Raw genomic sequence first — 20,388 nt, 5'->3', positions numbered from 1 at the left:
TAATAAGCTTATTCATACATTTTTAGGGACAACAAATCGTTTGTATTAACCCTTATGGATTAATATGCATATATTGCAATATAAGATTGATTAATATGGTGGTGAAAAAATGATTAATGATAGCTTTTACTGTCCCGATGAAACAATTAATCCACGACAAATGCCAGGTGTTTCCAATATTAGAGTATTTCATGCTGCTCCAGGCGCGCCTGAAGTAGATATCTATGCCAATGGAAAAAAAGTTGCCAACAGGTTAGCCTTTGGTCAATTTACAGATTATGTTTCAGTAAGTGCTGGTATGTATATTATTGAAGCATTTCCTGTTGGATTAAAGGATTCTCCTATTTTAAGTATTCGCCTCCCAATAGCAGAGAAAAAAGTATATACTTTATCCGTTATAGGCATATTGCCAAATATTGGAATACTCCCCGTGGAAGATGTATATCAACCACTCTTTAGAAACAGAGTTAATATTCGTTTTGTCAACTTGTCACCTAATGCTCCAGCATTAAATCTTGCACTTAGATATGGACAAAACATATTTACTGACATCCATTACACAGAAGGAAGTCAATATACAACCATTTTGCCAGGCATTTATAATTTAGTAGTAAAACCTACCACAGTTAATACTGTTGTTGTAAATTTGCCTAATGTGCGCTTACTGCCTAACAGGAACCTAACATTCTATGTAGTTGGAATGTACGGTCAACAACCATCCTCACTTGAGGTTTATATTCCAATGGATGGTACAACTTATTTGAGAGACTAATCTCACCACTTACTGCATATAAATAGCCGAAACATACAGCGACAAATGTACATTTCGGCTATTCTTATATGGCATATGAACACGAAAATAAACTTTGTAAAACATACTATATTTTCGGTTAGTTCAAACATTGTCCTTTTACAGTAAATATATATTATTATTTAAACATTCTTCAAACATTTCATCGCTCCATACTGAAGCTTGAACTTCACCTATGTGAGCTTTTCTTAAGAAGAACATACATATTCTTGATTGACCTATTCCGCCACCTATTGTATAAGGAAGTTCCTTATTAATAATATCCTTGTGGAATTTGAATTTCTTCCTGTCTTCACACTCAGCCTTTTTAAGCTGTTCAACAAGTGAATCCTCATCTACTCTAATACCCATTGAGGATACTTCAAATGCTATATCAAGTACTGGATAATAGAAAACGATATCACCATTCAATGACCAATCGTCATAGTCAGGTGCTCTTCCATCGTGTTTAATTCCAGAATTCAGTAAATCACCAATTTTCATGATAAATATAGCTTTCTTTTCTCTGGCCAAAGCATTTTCTCTTTCTTTTGGAGTTAACGTAGGATACATATCTTCTAATTCCTGAGTTGTAATGAAGAATATATCCTCTGGTAAAATGCGTTCTAATTCAGGATATAGGCTTGCTAAATAGTCCTCAGTTCTTTTGAAAACAGAATAAATCTTTTTTACGATATTCTTTAATGTTTCTTCTGTTCTTTCACTTTTTTGAATAATTCTTTCCCAATCCCATTGATCTACATACACTGAATGCAAGTTATCCAAATCTTCATCTCTTCTGATAGCATTCATATCTGTATATAGGCCTTCACCTGATTCAAAACCATAACGCTTAAGAGCCATTCTCTTCCATTTTGCAAGTGAATGCACAATCTCAACTGTATCTCCGCCAACACCCTTTACATCAAAAGAAACAGGTCTCTCTACTCCATTAAGATTGTCGTTTAATCCAGTTTCAGGCTTAACAAATAACGGTGCTGAAACTCTAGTTAAGTTCAGTTCTTTAGCAAGTTCATTTTCAAAGAAATCCTTAGTCTGCTTTATAGCCACTTCTGTCATTCGGATATTAAGACTAGATTTATATCCATCTGGTTTTATAAGGTTTTTCATGGTTTACCTCCCCACTTATTTTCGAATATTACATTAAGTTTTTACAATTTTTTATAATTATTAATTATCAGTCATTGTATCACAAATATAATGAAATGCACTATAGAAATCAAAAAAAAATTGATTTTTATAGTGCATTTTATTTTAAATTAAGTTTACTTTATATATAAGTATCGTAACTATACATTTTAAATCATATATGTGAACGTATTTTACATTGCATCAAAAGTTTTCTTTACTTCAAGCAGGAATTGCTCTGTATTTACTGTTTTTATATCTTTTAACTCTGAAAGCATAGCAAGGTCTTTTGTCATTATGCCACTTTCTATTGTTTGAATTGATGCCTTGTCCATCTTGTCTGCATATTCAACAAGTTCTTTAATTCCGTCAAGTTCGCCTCTCTTACGAAGTGCTCCTGTCCAAGCAAACAATGTTGCCATAGAGTTTGTAGATGTCTCTTTTCCTTCTAAGTGCTGATAGTAATGTCTTTGAACAGTTCCATGAGCTGCTTCATATTCATAATATCCTTCAGGTGAAACTAAAACTGATGTCATCATAGCTAAGCTTCCAAAAGCAGTTGCTACCATATCGGACATAACATCACCATCATAGTTCTTACATGCCCAAATAAAGCCACCTTCAGATCTAACAACACGTGCAACAGCATCATCAATTAATGTATAGAAATACTCAATTCCAGCTTCTTTAAACTTAGCATCATATTCCTTGTCATATATCTCTTGGAAAATGTCTTTAAATCTGTGGTCATACTGCTTAGAAATAGTATCCTTTGTTGCAAACCATACGTCTTGCTTTTGATCTAATGCATAGTTAAAGCAGGATCTTGCAAAGCTTTCTATAGATTTGTCTATATTGTGTTGTCCTTGTATTATTCCAGGGCCTTTAAAATCGAATATTGTTTGGCGAGTTTCTTCGCCCTTTTCGTTTGTAAATACTAATTCAGCCTTACCTGCCTCTGGTACACGGTATTCAACATTTTTATAAACATCTCCATATGCATGTCTGGCAATAGTTATTGGCTTTACCCAAGACTTAACAAACGGTTTAATGCTGTCCACAAGTATTGGAGCACGGAAAACAGTACCATCTAATATTGCTCTTATAGTTCCATTTGGACTCTTCCACATCTGAGTAAGATTATATTCCTTAACTCTCTCAGCATTAGGAGTAATAGTAGCACATTTTACAGCTACTCCATATTTTTTTGTTGCCATTGCAGAATCAATTGTAACCTGGTCACCAGTCTTTTCTCTGTATTCTAGACCTAAGTCATAGTATTCAGATTTTAAGTCGATATAAGGTAGAATTAAAATATCCTTTATCATCTTCCAGATTATTCTGGTCATTTCGTCTCCATCCATCTCAACAAGTGGAGTTTTCATAATAATCTTTGCCATAAACATACTCCTTTATAATAGAATTGATTTTATTTTTTGATATAATTTTAACATACTTAATATTAGCATATCATTACAGGGTATGTAAACTTGATTTTTGTAAATATTTAAAGATATGTAACAAAACAAGAAATAATATAATCAACAATAATCTGCTTAAATAGTACGGACGTAGCAATATATATCTATTGTTCGCTCCCGAAATTGACGCTGAAATAATTAGTGAAGAACAAGCATTTCCACCGAACGTATAACCAAGGCATTCTATCTCGAGTTAATACTCACAGCTACTGACTTCTGCTGTGTCGGCTACAATACTTGTTCTTCACCTATCTTTTCTAGCATCAAATTCTAACCGAACTTCGCAAATAGATATATATTACACTCGCCTACTATTTCTTGTAAAAAGAGCGGTATACAGTAAATTTTTTTCAGCAGTCGTATTATTTCTTCAATTTAACTAATACTTTATAAAGATTTAACAATACCAACTAACATTATACTATATTGTATATTTCCTCAATTCTGTCTTATACATATCCAACAAATCTTCAAGCATTTGAATATTCTGAACCAAGTCCTTAATTTTATCAGAATATTCTGATACATTAGAACTCATTTCCTCTGATGATGCCGAATTCTCTTCTGCGATAGCAGCCAGCGAATGCATATTTTCATTAATGCTTGATAATTTCTGTGTTTCACTAGATAGCTGTGCAACCAAATTAGCAATTAAATTGGCAACCACTACAATCTGCTGTGTAGAATTCCTATTACCGTTTAATACATCCGCAAGAGTTTTGCTGCTCTCTTCTAATTGTGCGAATTGTTCATTTATCTTTTCAACAAATCCAGAAACTTGCCCAGTAAACATCATTAAGCTGTCGTTAATTACATTTACTGAGGTTCTTGAGCTTTCTGCCAGATTTCTGATTTCATCTGCTACAACAGCAAAGCCCTTTCCTGCTTCACCTGCTCTTGCAGCCTCAATGGCAGCATTAAGAGCCAGCAAATTAGTTTGATCAGCCACATCAGCAACAGTATTTACTATATCCAATATCTCATTGACCTGTTTTGATAACTGCACACCATCATTATTTACTTGTTCAAAATTATTTCTTACATTTAAAAGCATACTTGCTACTTTTTCGGTTTGATTAAAAGAGCTTTCAAGCTTATTTACTGCTTCTTCAAGATTGCCTTTACCATCAGTCTGTTCAGAGGTAATTCTGTTAATTTCCTCAATATTTGAGTTTAAAATATAAACAGATTTTTCTGTTTCTTCAGCCTGATGAACTGCACCATTAGCAACCTCATACACTAAGCTGGATATACCATCAGAAACAAACTCCATTTTAGAGGCAATTTCTGAAAATGAAGATGTAAACGAATACATGTCATCACTTCCGCCCTTAAGGAAAAGGAAGTCCTTTGTCATTGTTTCTTTAAGTATATTCATTCTATCTGCAAATTTCTCTACTTCGTCTCCACTTTGCACAAGAATTTTTTCAGAAAAATCAAGATTTATAAGATTGTCCAGTTCTTTATTTAGATAACGTATAGGCTGCTGAGATATTTTAGATGCCGCTAAAATCAGCAGGAAAATTAATATACAGCTGATTCCATATTTTAGTATTCCTTGTCCGGGAAATACAATTGCTAAGGCTGCTGTTGAAATAATTGCTGGAAGCACACTGGTTTTTAATGGAATGGACTTCAAAAAACCTAGAGATAGCACCTTGCTAAGTATAAATTTCTTAGGCTTTTTACTTTCTTTTTCAAATTTTATTTTAACACGTAAAAATTTATTCTCTCCATCGGTACCTCTTTCAATTTCATCATATGTTAGCTTTTCATTAAAAAATGTTGCACTGCCCTCTAGCAACCCAAGAAAATAATCATACATTCCGCGTCTTGAAGAATATCTCATTTCAATTTCATTTGTAGATAATTCTTTTGCTATCAACCTTGGAGGCTTTGCGCCAGGAATCATTTTAGTTAACTGAGTATGCACATGATCCATCATCATCAAAAAGCCTTTAAGACTTGCTCTTTCAAAAAATGAAGGAAACCATTTTGAAAAAGATACTATGTTACTTCGTCCAACTTCTCTCCATACCTCTTCTATAGGCTTTCCAATCAGTTTTGCAGCAGAATTCATCACAGCAAAAATTGATTCATCTTCGATATTTTCTTTTGGATTAATAATCCTGCCTTCTGGCCAAGAATTACTAGCCAACGCTTTAGCAACAATATCTTCTCCATATAGTGCTTCCAAGCTTTTTAACCAATTTGTAACTACTGTTCCTTTCATTTCCATTCTCCTTTAATGTGTAATTTTACCACTGGCTCAATTACTAAAAATTACATAACATAAATAGTATTTAAATATAGTATACTCTTTTTATCGACACAATTCTTTCTTTTTTAAAAAATAGCATAAAATTACCATAGCAAGTTAGTCCATATAAAAATAATATACCCATAAAATGCGGTGCTAAACTCATTAACTAATATAATAATATAAAAATATATTATATATTCAATACCAATTTGACATTAAACTAAATAAAATGCTAGCATCGACTAGTTTACGCACTTTAATTCCATGCTTCACCATATATTATAACTGTTACCAGAATAAAAAATCAAAATTTTATAAAAAAAAAACCACTGCTAATTCATACTTACTGTGTTGTTTAGCAGCAGCTTAATATAATATTAAATATATAATTTTTAACATATCAACTTATCAACTTATACTTTACATATATGCCTCAAGCCTATGGATTTTCCCATCGTCAATAAGTTCTATTGTATCAGAATTAACTGTCCTTTCATCTATTTTTATCTGTTTTACTCCAGTATTTTTGTTGCTATTATTAATTATCTTAATTTCATATACAGAACCACCAAAAACATATTTCACTGAATATTCCTTAATCATCTTTGGAATACAAGGTGCAAGCTTCAAAAACTTACCTTGTTTTTTAATTCCCAAAATATGCTCCATACCAATTCTGTACATCCATCCTGCCGCACCTGTATACCATGTCCAGCCTCCTCTGCCTTCATTCGGAGGGACTGCGTAAACATCAGCAGCCATTACATAAGGCTCTACCTTATAAGTTATGCACTCCATATCTGTTCTAGCATGGTTTATAGGATTTATCATACTAAAAAGTTCCCATGCTTTTTCTCCGTTTCCAAGCTGTGTATAAGCATATATAACCCAAGTAGCCGCATGAGAATACTGACCTCCATTCTCTCTAACCCCTGGAAGATATCCTTTAATGTAACCTGGATTCAACTCACTGTCATAAAAAGGCGGTGTCAGCAGCTTGATTAAGCCATTTTTTCTGTCGATAAGATACTTTTCAAGAGCGCTCATAGCCTCCTCAACTCTACTAGGCTTAGCAGCAGCCGATATTGCTGCCCAAGATTGAGAAAGAGAATCAATCTTTCCTTCATCATTTTGTATTGAGCCTAAAGGTGTTCCATCATCAAAGTAAGCCCTCCTGTACCAACTGCCATCCCATGCTTCCTTTTCAATTGCCTCAATTATTTTGGTCGCATGATCTCTGTACTTATTTGCCCGTTCTAAATCTCCCATATGTGTGCAAATAGGTATCATTTTATGAAGAACACAATATAGGAACCAACCAAGCCAAACACTTTCGCCCTTTCCATGTGCACCAATCAGGTTCATACCGTCATTCCAGTCTCCACCACCCATTAGTGGTATTCCATGAACTCCAAATTTAAGGCTCTTATCTATTGCCCTAATACAATGTTCGTAAACTGTTCCCTTTGTCTCAGATACTGTAGCCACTTCATATCTTTCGTGTTCATTATCTCCTAAAAGTTCAGACTGTATATAGTTCTCGCTAATATTCAATATTTTATAGTCTCCTGTAGAATATATATAATCACAGGTTACATAAGGCAGCCACAATAAATCATCAGAATATCTGGTTCTAATTCCATTGTTCTTCTGCTCATGCCACCAATGCTGTACATCTCCTTCTAAAAATTGATGCCGGCAATGCAGTAATATCTGCTTTTTGGTGATTTCAGGCATAGTGTAAACAACTGACATAACATCCTGCAGCTGATCACGGAATCCAAATGCTCCTCCTGCCTGATAGAAACCAGTTCTGGCAAATACTCTAGAAGACAGAACTTGATATTGAAGCCATCCATTAAGCAAAATATTCATAGCAGAGTCGGAAGTATTTACTTGAATTTGTTTTAGTTTTTTATACCAGCTTTCTTTTACTCTATTGAATTCTTCATTAGCATAATTTTTATCTTTGAATTTTTCTATTAGTGCATGAGTTTTTTCAGCTTCCTCCTGCCCAAATAAAAATACCACTTGCTTACTCTCATAAGGCAAAATGTCAACTGTAGTCTTAATAGCAGCACATGCATCAAAGCCTGATCCTACCTTGCCATTTAAAGAAGTTCTCATCCCTACGGGATCAGAAAAGTCCATATTATTTCCTATAAACTCAATCCTTTGCCCCGTATAGGTCACATTCTCTTCTGAGCAGGACAAAAATGCCCTTAACCCTCTAAAATCATCACTGTAGACATTCTCCATATATAAAGCTTTAAGTTCCTGATCATAGCTTGTAATAATATATGGTGACGTTTTACTAACTTCAACACCTAATACAGGTCTAAAATAATAAGCTACATCAATATTTAATTCTTTATTACTAATATTTTTAAGATTTACAATACTTAGCTTAATAGGAGAATCTACGGCAGCAAACTGCAATAATTCTTGCTCAAGGCCATGACTTTTGTGCAAAAAGCTGGTATATCCAAAACCATGTCTTATAACGTATGGTTCACTTTCTCTGACAGGCAATGGTGTACAGTTCCATATAGCATCAGTATTTTTGCTGTGCAAATAGATTATTTCTGATGGTGTATCTGAAACTGGGTCATTTGCCCATGAAGTCAGCTTGTTTTGGCTGCTGTTTTGATGCCAAGTATATCCCCCTCCCGATTCAGTACAAATAAAGCCGAATTTATCATTTGAAATTATATTTACCCATGGTGCCGGTGTAGTTACCCCTGCTCTTAAGCATATTACGTATTCATTTCCATCATTAGTAAAACCGCCTATTCCATTAAAAAACTTTAAATTCTCAGCAATGTTAGAGATATATTCATCTTCAATAGCTTCCTCATAATCTTTTTCTACCTTTGTAATCTCTGCTTGATCCTGATTATTTTCTCTCGGTTGAGACACAGTTCTATTTGTTTCTGTAGTTTTTATAGCCTCTTCTGATTTTGCTAAGTTTCCAAATATGTCTCTATTGGAAAGCCTATTAGAAACATCATCGTGCTTTCTAGCAGAAACTAATTCTGGGATATCCTCTAACCTTACATTTGAGTCTTCATCTTCATCAAGAAAATCAAAAATACCTTTATCTGCATCTATTATTATCTTTGCACATGTAAACAACAGGCACCTCTGTTCAGAACTCATTTGCTGAGCTTTTCTAATGAAAATGCCTCCCTTTCTGTCAATATGCTCATAAGAGCGCCCAGATACAGCCATATCCTTAACCATTTCAAATATTGGCTGATTATAGGTTTCTTCTTCTGTAACCAAAACCACCAAGTCAAAAGTTAATCCCTTTAGTCTAAAATAATCATGCAGCTTTAAAGCCCATTGAACTTCTTCAAAGCTATCTCTGTCTGCAATTGTGACTAATATTATGGGTACGTCCCCTGATATACCAAAAGGCCATAGTTCACTTTGGCTTAGAGTATTATTTATAATGTATTGAGCACTTTCTATTCTATCCAATCCATATAGAATCCTTGGGAGCAATTTTAAATATGCTCTTTCATCTCTGGCATTTACATTTAGAAAGCCTGCTTCAACAATACTTCTGGTCCATGCCATTTCAGTAACTCTTTCTGCTGAAGAAGTATCACAGTATTTTTCCAGCATTTCAATTGCATTCTTTCTGGTGTCACATGTACCAATGCAGAAATTAACCACCTCACTTTCTCCAGGTTCAATACAAACTCGTATTCTCAAGCTGAAAATAGGGTCTAATACAGCTCCAACTGAATTTGATAAAGGCTGATCTGGTTCCATGGCATTAGGACAAGCAAGACTTCTATTTCTGCCAATGAAATTCATACGATTAGTCTCATATTCCACTTTTCCTTGAATATTTCCGTCTGTTGATACAGTATGATATCCCCAAACTGTTTGCTTTACGTCATCCCTCTTTCTCCTCATTGCTAAAAGTCCATTATGCTGTTCTATATATTCTGTTTTTACAAACAGCTTGCTAAATGCAGGATGGGCTGAATCTGCTTCAGGCTGCGACAGCACAATTTCCATATAGCTTGTGAGTTCAACAACCCTTTTAGAAGTACTATGGTTAAAAATAGTTACTTTTCTTATTTCTGCATTATCCTCAGTACTTATGAGAATCTCAGTATTTGTTTCAATATTACCTTCTCTTCGAATATATTCTGCTTTGTGAGGTGCAAATATAACTTTGTATGCCTCTGGCTCAGTATTTACAGGGCTATAGGTAGTAGACCAGTACTCATTTGAATTTACATTTCTTATATATATAAAAGCCCCGCTGCTTTGCATATAGTCATTAATCCATCTGTATACTGCCATTGAATTGCATTTGCCGTACCCTGAACCCTTGTCGGTCAGCACCAAATTGTAGTTACCATTTGTAAGAAGGTGCATTTTAGGAATAGGTGATGTATTATTATAGCTTCGAATAACTATTTCTTCATCTTCTGCCTTTTTCCGCACATCATACTTAGGCTTATCTTTACAATCCTTAGATATATATACACTTGCAGGATATTTTTCTTGTATTAATGCATCAACAGCCTTTATCTCAGGTATTGCATGAAATCTTCTTTGCATTATGTTGTCTTTGAAAAAGTTAACAAATGCAAGCATACTCATGCCTTGATGGTGAACCATATAGCTTTTTACAATAGCACATTTTTGATCCATCTTTAGCCTAGAATCTGTGAAATCCACAGCCTCATATAATCCAAACTGTCCCTCAGCACCTAAATTCCTAAGTCTTTCAATATTATTGGCGCACTGCTCTGGCTCTATATCTATTGCCATAATTGTAGCATATGGTGCTATTACTAAATCGTTTATCAAGCCCCTTTTAAGCCCAAGACTTGGTACTCCAAATGCTCTGTATTGATAATTCAATGCTATATCAAATGCATAAAAAGAAGATTCAGAAATACCCCAAGGAATATTTTTGCTTAATCCATAATTAATTTGTGCCTTGACAACAGATTTATAGGTTCTTTCAATTAAAGTATTGGAATAACACTTTATAAGCAATCTAGGCATAAGGTATTCAAACATAGTACCTGTCCAAGAAACAAGGCCGGCACCCCCTCCAATACTTACTAACTTCCTTCCAAGCTTGAACCAATGCTGCTTGGAAACCTCACCTCTTGCTATTGCAATAAGGCTTGTCTGTCTTGCTTCAGATGCAAACAAATCATAATAGGATTTTATTTGATGTCCTTCATCAACATTAAAGCCTATTGAAAACAGATCTCTGTTCTCATCAAACAAGCATTTGAACTTCATATTATCAATAAGAGTCTGAATTCTATTTATAAGCGTATCTATCTGAACACTTTTTTCAGTAATTTCATCTATACTGCTAAATATTTTGTCATTGTATTTTTCAAGTAAAGTATGGTACATATTAACCTGATACACCAGTTTTTTAGTAAAATAGCCTAGTTTATTTCTGTCTATAAGAGCATTTAATGCAGTTGATATTTCTGAAAAAAGCACCTCATATCTGTTTTTTATGCTTTGAACAGCCTCATCATTTTCAATACTCGTATCTAGCTTTTTAACGGCTTCTGCCCTGACATTAACAGTTTTAACATTCACACTTGTGTCTGAGCTGTAGGTGTTTTGAGCAATATTTTTAAGCCTTACCATGTCAAAATAAGGCTTCTCTTTGTCAATTTCCAAATTGCAAAGTTCTAATAAGTCAAAAATACCTTCAATTACTGCCTCGTCATATATAGGCTTATTTCTATATTCCTTTAAGCCTTCATTCAAGACCATTAAATAGCCCACGAAGTTTCCGCTGTCAACAGTTGAAACAAATTTTGGACGAAGTATATCAAGGGTTACTGTATTATACCAATTGAAAAGATGTCCATTCCACTTTTCTAGTTTTTCTATAGTTGTAATTGTATTCTCAATTCTATCTAGCAAATCCACAGTGTTTATATATCCCATATCTCTAGCAGCCAGATTTGACACCAGTAATAACCCTATATTAGTTGGAGAGGTTCTATGGGCCGCTCCTTTATATGGTTCCTCCTGATAATTATCAGCAGGAAGATAATTATCACTAATTCCTGCAAATTCATCAAAATAAAACCAAGTTTTTCTTGATAAAAGTCTAAAATCCTTTATAGTTTCATTGCTTAAAGCATTATTACTATTACATATAGGTTTGCTAATGAAGTATGCAATATATGGTCCTAGAAGCCATAAAATATAAAAGGCCACACCCAAGCAAATATAATCCCTTGCTAAGAATAGACAAACAACCAAAACTGCTGCTCCAAAAACAGGCGAAAACCACATTCTTCTGTAATAGCTGCTTAAATCATTTTTTAGCGCCAATTCCATATCTGCTGCAGTAATCCATTCAAGCAGATTTTTCTTAGAAATCAACACCCTATAAAGAGTTTTAACAATAGCATTAGTCATTAAATATGCCTGATATGGTGCAAATGCCAAAAGCAAACCAATTTGCACCAATATACCGCTGAAGCCTGTCAAAACAATAGTTTTTCGTTTCGTAATGTAAACTTTGTAGTTACATCCTAATATTGTGTGCACAAAATATCCCACAACAGGTGAGCATAGCGCAACAATATCCAGCCAAATCCACGCATTAATACTATTTCTAAGCAGAGTCAAACTCAAGAATAATACAATTATTAATGTTGGATAAAGCAGACTTCTCCTAAGATTATCAAACATTTTCCATCTAGATAGTTTTGTAACTGGTGTTTTACCAAATATCCAATGTAATAGCTGCCAATCTCCTCTTGTCCAGCGGTGCAGTCTCATCATAAAGGAGTTATACTTAGAAGGATATCCGTCTATCAGTTCAATGTCTGTAACAAGTCCTGTCCTTAAATAACTACCCTCCAGCAGGTCATGGCTAAGAATAGTATTTTCAGGAATTATATTATCCAAAGCCTTTTGAAAAATATCAAGCTCATATATACCCTTTCCAGTAAAAATACCTTCTCCAAAGGTGTCTTGATAAACATCGGAAACAGTGGTGGTGTATGGATCTATTCCACCTTGTCCAGCAAACACCTTAGTGAAATATGATACATTGGCACTTTCAATATTTACATCAACTCTAGGCTGAAGTATTCCATAACCATCTGTAACAATACCTTTCTCTTCATTAAAAACAGCTCTGTTTAAAGGATGTGCTATTGTCCCCACCAGCTGTGCTGCTGATTCAAGAGGTAATTGGGTATCTGCATCTAGTGTAATAACATATTTAATATACGGCAATTCATCTATATCGACACTGTTAAATATATAGCTTGTATTTTTGTCTCCACGAAGCAATCTATTAAATTCAATAATTGCTCCTCTTTTTCGTTCCCATCCAAGCCATTTATTCTGTTGCTTATTAAATTGTCTAGCACGACAGAATAAAAAGAAAATATCATTTCCTTCAGTTGAATATTTTTTATTTAGTTCTCGTATTCTTTTTAAAGCTGCATCAACTATAGCCTTGTCCTCTGATGAGGTTTCTTCGTTGCCGTCCTTAAAATCTCCAACTAGTGAGAAATAAATATTATCGCTTTTATTTGCTAAATAGAAAACCTCAAGATTATCAATTAAGTCAAGAGTCCTTTTAACATTAGGAACAAGAGTTGGAACTATTACCATTGTAGCCAGTTCCTGAGGTATTCCTTTCTTTAACTCTAGCTTAGGCAGCCTTGCAGGTTTTATAAAATTCCCCAAGCAGTTATTAATTATGGATATAACTATTTCACTAGCAGGAATCAATCCAAATATTCCCAGAATAACAGCAAATATATCTTCTACTTTTGTCTCTCTATTAAGGCTATATATCAACGGAATAAGAACAACTGCTATAGTAAATAAGATAATTGCTGATATATATAAATTTACAGAATGTTTTTCATTCAACTTTTTATATCTAACTGCATTCTTTGATTTTGAATTCAAGCTTTCAAACAGAGCCTTTTGCCCTTTCCCAATAAGATAATATCCTATATGGTCAGCTGATGTCTCTTGACTTCCCGTATTAACTGCATCTTCAGCAAGTTCATAGCATAGTCTTGCAACATGAATCTCTGTAGTTTTAAATTTATCAGCTAACTTTGTAATAATATTTCTATATTGATTTCTCGAATTAAAATCCATTTTAGAATATATATTGCAAGGATCTTGCTTTAATATTCTCTCTACCTCACTTAATTCCTCAAAAAGCGCAGTGCTGTCAAAGCCCGATAGGCTACGCAAACTATTTATTACATTTCCAATAGACACCTGAGTTACTGCCTGATTTAAATGGTCAATTGAAATTAAATTATCTGTAGTGGTGCTCTTCTGTGCAAGAATGCCATCTATACATTGTATCATCCAAAGAGTTTTTGAACCCTTTTTTCTTAATTTTTTAATAAGATATTCCACAAATGCAGGTGTTATATCATCTAACTCTTCTATCATTGAATAAAAATTTTCACAGGTATCATTTGACGGGTTATTGTCGTTAACAATTTCAAGTGTCTGCTCTGCCTTATGCCAATCTTGATGAGTTGAATTCATTTTCTCACATACAACCCACAGCTTTTCAATTAAAGCTGCTTTAACCATCAGAGTCAGCATCCATAGTTCCTCAATTGTTAAAAAATTATATCTCTGATAAGCAGTTATAAAGTCTTTTATGACCTTTTCGTTAGCATTTCCGTCAATATGAGACACAATCTCAATAGCTATTGTATATATTCTAGGAAAACCTGAATATATTCCTTCAGTTATTACTGGCAGTGCCTTTTTTAAGTCACATAATTCTCTGACAATAATGCTTTTTTGTTCCTCGATTATATAGAAATTGTCAAGCAGCCACTCTGCTGCCGGCGGTATAGGAAATCCTGCTGAAGCATCTTCATTAAACCTTTTGTAGGTTAAGGAAATGTACTGAAACTTTGACTCAATTCTTCTAGTTATTCTTTTCATTGCATATTTGCGTTTTGATGTCTCCTGAACCTTTGCAAGACTCTCCGCATGTTTCTCTAGTTCATCCGCAGACAAAACAATATCCTCAATCTGAAACTGAAACCTATTAAGATTTTTAACCCATATTAAAATAACAGAAATTAATGCCACAGCCAAAAATATTATTAAAAAGATATATATATTCATATGTATTCACCATTTTTATCAAATTTTTTTCAAACAAAAAGTACTAAATAACAATAAATAGCTTGCCCAATTTATTGAAAGTTTAGTACTTTTTATTTGATATTTTTTATTTATTATTTACTTATGGTAAATTACATAGTATTGAATATATACACTGAACTTATATTCTTACTCTCCACCCCTCAAAATTCTCTGTGCTCTCTCAACCTCATCAGCTGTAGGTTCTCTAACACCCTCTAAGGGATATTCTGCGTTGAGATTTTCCCATTTTACTTTACCCATTGAGTGATAAGGCAGTACCTCAATCTTCTCAATATTTTTAAAATTCTTTAAGTAATCATGTGCTGCTAATAAATCCTCTTCATCATCTGTATACCCTGGTACCAAAACATATCTAATCCAAACAGGCTTGTTAATATCACACAAATACTCCGTAAAGCGTTTAATTTTTTCATTATCAACACCTGTTAGATCCCTATGCTTCAATTCATCCGCATGCTTTAAATCAAGCAGTACAAGGTCAGTGTACTCCATTACTTCCTTGACATCCTCAACATTTACATATCCAGAAGTGTCCACTGCTGTATGAATTCCTTCTTCTTTGCACTTTTTGAAAAGTTCTAAAATAAACTGAGGCTGAATTAGAGCCTCTCCACCACTAACAGTTATACCGCCTTTTGAGGAATCTATGAAATTCCTGTATTTCCGAACTTCAGTCATAACCTCCTCGGCAGTATATAGCTGTGCGCCTTCAGCACTCCAGGTATCTCTGTTATGACAGTACTTACATTTTAACGGACAGCCTTTCATAAATACTACAAACCGAATTCCAGGACCATCTACTGTTCCAAATGTTTCAAAGGAGTGAACCTTGCCTTTAGTTTCCAAATTTTACCCTCCATGCAGTGCAAAATATTATTTCTCTTTTAGCTTTTCCATTATAAATTTATCAGCAAATTCTTTACTAAACGGCAATTCTATACGAGTACTCCCTGATACTAATATAGTTTGCATATCCCCGTCCTTCTGTTCTGTAACAATTTTAACATCCTTTGTACTGATGGTATACTGTTTACCTTGTAAATCAAGCGTTGCCGTCCCATTCTCAACCTTGAAAGTAGGCAGATTAACATATGTAGTAGCAACAAATGCAATTACAGCAATAAGTATTGCAAGCTTTAGTATCTTTTTTGCCACCTTTGCTATAATGACCAGCACTAAAACTATTACTATTACAGGCACTAAAAATGATGGTTCCATTAATCCGAGTCCTTTAAGTAATTCCATAATCTCTCTTCCTCCAAATTAGTTTAATTATCCTTAAATGGCTCATCTAGATATTGATCTTAGGATATCAACCGCTGCTATATTTTTTATCCCAAGATTATCTCAGAATAAATACCAAAACACTTTCCTATACTAAAACATATTTAAAAATGAATCCTAAAATAGTTAGTATATCCAAAATCCCATTTGAAACGCTTAAGTATATTCTACTTTGCTTGTTCATTTTCCTTCATATATTTCTGATATTTTAAAGGCTTACCTTCTTCCCATGGCCTATATTGGTTTGCAAAGTCAACCCTTGATTTATATGTTGGATGATCATAAGTCCATAGCATATAAATATATCCTGGCTCTAGCATAGCCAAACTCTGTTGATGCAGCTTAACAGTTGCAGTTGCTGTGGCAAAATTGTTTTGGGTAAGTTCTAACTCAAACCTGTCTGCCTCAAGCTCTATACTTCTTGAATATGCGTTTGAAATAGGAGCAGTTATAAATAACATAAGATTAATTGCAAGTATTATTAATGGAAAAGCAGCAACATCTGAAAGTCTGTAAAATCCATACTTTCCTTTGGACTTTTCCAAAAACCAGTTGCATATCCTATATACCAAATATAATATAAGAATGCCTCCAAGCCCTCCTAAAAAAATTGACTTCCATATATGTCCCATTAAATAATGTCCCATCTCATGGGCTACAATTCCAAGAATTTCATCCACATTTAAATAATTAATTGTAGTATCCCACAATACTATTCTTTTTGTGTTGAATACCCCTGTCATATATGCATTCATTTGATTTGTATCTTTGCTTTTATCAACCTGAAGCACCTGACAATTTTCTATATATGTCTTACTCAGCAGTTCATCAATCTTTAATGACAGCTCTCCATCCTCTATTTCCTTATATTGGTTAAACATTGGGTCAATTACAATAGGTTGTAAATAAGATATACAAAACATATATGGTATTGAAACAAGCGCAAGATAAAGCCACCAGCGCTTAGGAGATTTCTTGATTATTAAGAATGGAATCCATATAATGACAGCTAAAATCACAGTATTTACAAAAAAACTTTTAACAGTCTCAATAAGCCACTGAACGAAGGTTTGATTTGATAAGCCATATTGATGCATTCTCACAAATCCTGTATAAAAGTCCAGCGGCAGATATATCAGTATTTCAATTACTGAATATAAAATGAAATATAGCATTATTATAAGAGTCCAGCGTTTAGCCTTTCTCCTAGCCCAATTTCTGATGCTTGCCGAGAGTTTAGAAAAGATAAAAAATGCAGGAACTACAAAACCAAGAAATAATCTGATTAACCAGGTTGTCACCTTGCTCCGCTGAAAATCAAAAGCTGCTTGTGTTGGCATAGCTACAGAAACTGTATCTGGTACTGCTAAATGCGGATTCTGCGGATATGTATTTAGTATTTGCCTATAATTTATAAATTCCGAAATTAATACCAAGCATGTAAATATAAAAAAGATCACAAAAATTATTAATATTGCTTTTCGTATTTCTTTATTCAACTCCCTCAGCCTCCATACGGGTAAATTTTGTACCCTATATTAGATTTGGACATCCAATAACTTATCCATTGCTTAATTATATGATAGCATAAGGTCATTTAATGAATTAATACTCCTTTCCCATAGCAAATACCTTAATAATATTTAAATCTTTGTCACAAATAACACAGTCAGCATCCTTACCAACTTCTATGCTGCCCTTTTTATTATATATTTTCAACACCTCAGCAGAATTTTTTGTTATTAATGAAATTGCCTTTTCTATAGGAACCCCCAGCTGTTTTATAGCAATTCTGATTTCCTCAAACAATATTTTGGTGCTGACAGTTTCAGAAGATATAACATTCCCTTTATCATCAAAAACAGGAACACTTCCATAGGCATCTGAACTCATTGTAACTCTGCTAATATCCGCACCAATATCAATAAGCTGCAAAATAGCATCATAAGAGGCAACACAATCACTATCCCTTTCATTTGGTATAAAACCAGCTGTAAGGTCAATATAGCCTCCTTCTTCTAAATATAGAATGGCTTTCTCAAATAGTTTATGTGTTCTATTCATATGTGTTGGAAGAAATTGATTTTTGGGAATATGAGTTTCCTTTATTAATCTAAACAAATAATCCATATCCTTTTCATCATCTCCCATATGAAAATGAACAAGTCCAGCTTTTCCAGAAATCAATGCACCGTTTCTAGTTTGTGCTGCAATTCTGCTAAGTTCCTCAAATGTAGGTTCAAAAGATCTACTATCTCCTAAACATATTTCTCCTACACCAATAACTTTATCAACAAAAACCATGTCGCTTTGAATGCTTCCTGTTAATGTAACAACTGGAATCTGATATGCTCCAGTAAATATATAAGTAGATAAACCCTCCATTTCAAGCTGTTTTGCCTTTGCATATAAGCTTGCAACATTTCTGGTCACAGCATCTGCACCAAGTATACCAACAACAGTAGTAATTCCATTTTTAAGTATATCATTAGTTTCAGCAGAAGCTGTTCTGGTAATATATCCTCCTTCTCCGCCTCCCCCTGCTATATGGACGTGCAAATCAATAAATCCTGGGAGAACAATATATTCACTGCAATCAATAACATTAACATCCTTTAAAGCAGTTAATTCTATACTATCTTCAATTAATGCTATTTTATCAAAACAAAACAGTATATCCTTCTTACCAAGATAATCAGGTGAATATACTGTTGCATTCTTCATTAGTGTAAACATTCATTTCCTCCGCCATAAACTAGCTGCTAGTTTTTATACTGTATTCCCAGCTTATAGTACAGACCTCTTATAATACCTTGCTCAAAAATTCTTTTGTTCTGTCATTTTTGGGATTAATAAAAATATCTTCTGGAGAGCCCTCTTCCTTTATCATTCCCTCATCCATAAATAAAACTCTAGTAGCGACTTCTTTAGCAAAACCCATTTCATGAGTAACCACCACCATCGTCATTCCTTCTGCTGCTAATTCCTTCATTACCTCAAGTACCTCTCCTACCATTTCAGGGTCTAGTGCAGAAGTTGGTTCATCGAACAGCATAACATCAGGTGACATAGCAAGGGCACGCACAATTGCTATACGTTGCTTTTGCCCGCCTGATAATTGTACAGGATAATTATTTGCTTTATCTTCAAGTCCTATACGTTTTAAAAGCAATTTTGCTTCTTCCTCTGCTTTTTCTTTAGGAATATTTTTTAGCTTAATTGGTCCAAGAGTAATATTTTCCATTATTGTGAGATGTGGAAAAAGATTAAAATTTTGAAAAACCATCCCCATTTTTTGTCTCTGCTTGTTGATATCATTACTTTTATCTGTAATATCTACACCTTCAAAAATTATTTTGCCGTCACTAGGGTATTCAAGTAAATTCAGGCACCTAAGGAAAGTACTCTTACCAGAACCACTAGGGCCTATGACAACTACAACCTCACCCTTTTTAATAGAAGTATTTATTCCCTTTAGAACATGGAGTGTTTCAAATTTCTTGTGCAAATTAATAATATCAATCACTAGTCCTCATCCTCCTCTCAGCAAAGCCCAGCACTCTGGTCAATGTAAATGTAAGAATAAAATAAATAACAGCAACCACAATTAATGGCGCAAACGGTTTATAAATTGCAGCTTTTACAATATCAGCACTTCTCATCAGTTCTACGATACCTATAACTGATAACACAGAGGATTCCTTTATTACAACAACAAATTCATTTCCTAATGCTGGAAGAATATTTCTAATGGCCTGAGGCAATATAATATATCTCATAGCCTGAATACTGTTAAAGCCAATTGAACGAGCAGCTTCCATCTGACCCTTGTCCACAGCCTGAATACCTGCTCTTATAATTTCTGCCACATAAGCCCCGCTATTAATGGCCATAGCTATTACACCAGGTATAAATCTATTCATCTCAATATCTAATATAGTGAACTTAGGAAATGATATGCTGTAATATATTATTGAAATTTGAACTAAAAGAGGAGTTCCTCTTATAAACTCTATATATGCCGATGCAATAGCTTTTGCTATACGTTTATTTGAAATCTTCATCAACGCCAGAATAGTTCCTATAATTACACCTAAAAAAACAGTTAAAATGGCAATCACAATAGTACTTATAGTACCATTAATAAAATACGGTGAATAATCTTTTAAAAAGCTAAAATCCAAGCTATTACCCCCTCACAAAAGCAATTATTTTATCAACAAAATATT

General features: G+C 33.9%; 11 protein-coding genes. 1 reads left to right on the top strand and 10 read right to left on the bottom strand.

What is annotated here, in order from left to right:
* Positions 1-109 precede the first annotated feature (109 nt).
* Positions 110-772, top strand: a complete 663-nt coding sequence (locus tag EHE19_RS06095; protein WP_244648343.1) for a DUF4397 domain-containing protein — start codon at positions 110-112, stop codon at positions 770-772.
* Between the two features lie 138 nt (positions 773-910).
* On the opposite strand, the gene asnA is transcribed toward EHE19_RS06095, so the two are convergent.
* The 10 genes from asnA to EHE19_RS06045 form a co-directional block, all read right to left on the bottom strand.
* Positions 911-1,921, bottom strand: coding sequence for an aspartate--ammonia ligase (gene asnA, locus EHE19_RS06090; protein WP_137698268.1), 1,011 nt, complete (start codon positions 1,919-1,921; stop codon positions 911-913).
* 212 nt (positions 1,922-2,133) lie between these two features.
* Positions 2,134-3,339, bottom strand: a complete 1,206-nt coding sequence (locus tag EHE19_RS06085) for an NADP-dependent isocitrate dehydrogenase (RefSeq protein ID WP_137698267.1) — start codon at positions 3,337-3,339, stop codon at positions 2,134-2,136.
* 502 nt (positions 3,340-3,841) lie between these two features.
* Positions 3,842-5,653 (bottom strand): heme NO-binding domain-containing protein, encoded by a 1,812-nt coding sequence (locus tag EHE19_RS06080; protein WP_137698266.1) that lies wholly within the window; start codon positions 5,651-5,653, stop codon positions 3,842-3,844.
* 450 nt (positions 5,654-6,103) lie between these two features.
* Positions 6,104-14,833 carry a GH36-type glycosyl hydrolase domain-containing protein gene (locus EHE19_RS06075; protein ID WP_137698265.1) on the bottom strand — a complete coding sequence of 2,910 codons (8,730 nt, stop codon included), beginning with the start codon at positions 14,831-14,833 and terminating at the stop codon, positions 6,104-6,106.
* 168 nt (positions 14,834-15,001) lie between these two features.
* On the bottom strand, positions 15,002-15,721 hold the full coding sequence (gene pflA / locus EHE19_RS06070) for a pyruvate formate-lyase-activating protein (protein ID WP_137698264.1): 720 nt from the start codon (positions 15,719-15,721) through the stop codon (positions 15,002-15,004).
* Positions 15,722-15,748: 27 nt separating this feature from the next.
* Entirely contained in the window at positions 15,749-16,120 is a 372-nt protein-coding gene (locus EHE19_RS06065; RefSeq protein ID WP_137698263.1) for a hypothetical protein, read from the bottom strand.
* Positions 16,121-16,326: 206 nt separating this feature from the next.
* The gene (locus EHE19_RS06060; protein ID WP_137698262.1) at positions 16,327-17,658 is read right to left on the bottom strand and encodes a M48 family metallopeptidase; all 1,332 of its coding nucleotides are present in this window, start codon (positions 17,656-17,658) and stop codon (positions 16,327-16,329) included.
* Between the two features lie 106 nt (positions 17,659-17,764).
* A complete protein-coding gene (gene iadA, locus EHE19_RS06055; RefSeq protein ID WP_137698261.1) occupies positions 17,765-18,895 on the bottom strand; it encodes a beta-aspartyl-peptidase in 1,131 nt (376 codons plus the stop codon).
* 67 nt (positions 18,896-18,962) lie between these two features.
* On the bottom strand, positions 18,963-19,685 hold the full coding sequence (locus EHE19_RS06050; protein WP_137698260.1) for an amino acid ABC transporter ATP-binding protein: 723 nt from the start codon (positions 19,683-19,685) through the stop codon (positions 18,963-18,965).
* Positions 19,678-20,343: an amino acid ABC transporter permease gene (locus EHE19_RS06045; protein WP_137698259.1), complete on the bottom strand. Its 666-nt coding sequence runs from the start codon at positions 20,341-20,343 to the stop codon at positions 19,678-19,680. Before EHE19_RS06045 ends, EHE19_RS06050 begins: the two co-directional genes overlap by 8 nt.
* Positions 20,344-20,388: the final 45 nt, after the last annotated feature.

The organism is Ruminiclostridium herbifermentans, from assembly GCF_005473905.2.
GTDB lineage: Bacteria > Bacillota > Clostridia > Acetivibrionales > DSM-1351 > Ruminiclostridium > Ruminiclostridium herbifermentans.
This window is presented reverse-complemented; position numbering and strand designations above follow the sequence as displayed.

What these genes read in the sequence shown, in the direction of transcription:
- EHE19_RS06095 (WP_244648343.1), top strand. Translation starts at nt 110, where the DNA reads ATGATTAATGATAGCTTTTACTGTCCCGATGAAACAATTAATCCACGA.
- asnA (WP_137698268.1), bottom strand. Translation starts at nt 1,921, where the DNA reads ATGAAAAACCTTATAAAACCAGATGGATATAAATCTAGTCTTAATATC.
- EHE19_RS06085 (WP_137698267.1), bottom strand. Translation starts at nt 3,339, where the DNA reads ATGGCAAAGATTATTATGAAAACTCCACTTGTTGAGATGGATGGAGAC.
- EHE19_RS06080 (WP_137698266.1), bottom strand. Translation starts at nt 5,653, where the DNA reads ATGAAAGGAACAGTAGTTACAAATTGGTTAAAAAGCTTGGAAGCACTA.
- EHE19_RS06075 (WP_137698265.1), bottom strand. Translation starts at nt 14,833, where the DNA reads ATGAATATATATATCTTTTTAATAATATTTTTGGCTGTGGCATTAATT.
- EHE19_RS06065 (WP_137698263.1), bottom strand. Translation starts at nt 16,120, where the DNA reads ATGGAATTACTTAAAGGACTCGGATTAATGGAACCATCATTTTTAGTG.
- iadA (WP_137698261.1), bottom strand. Translation starts at nt 18,895, where the DNA reads ATGTTTACACTAATGAAGAATGCAACAGTATATTCACCTGATTATCTT.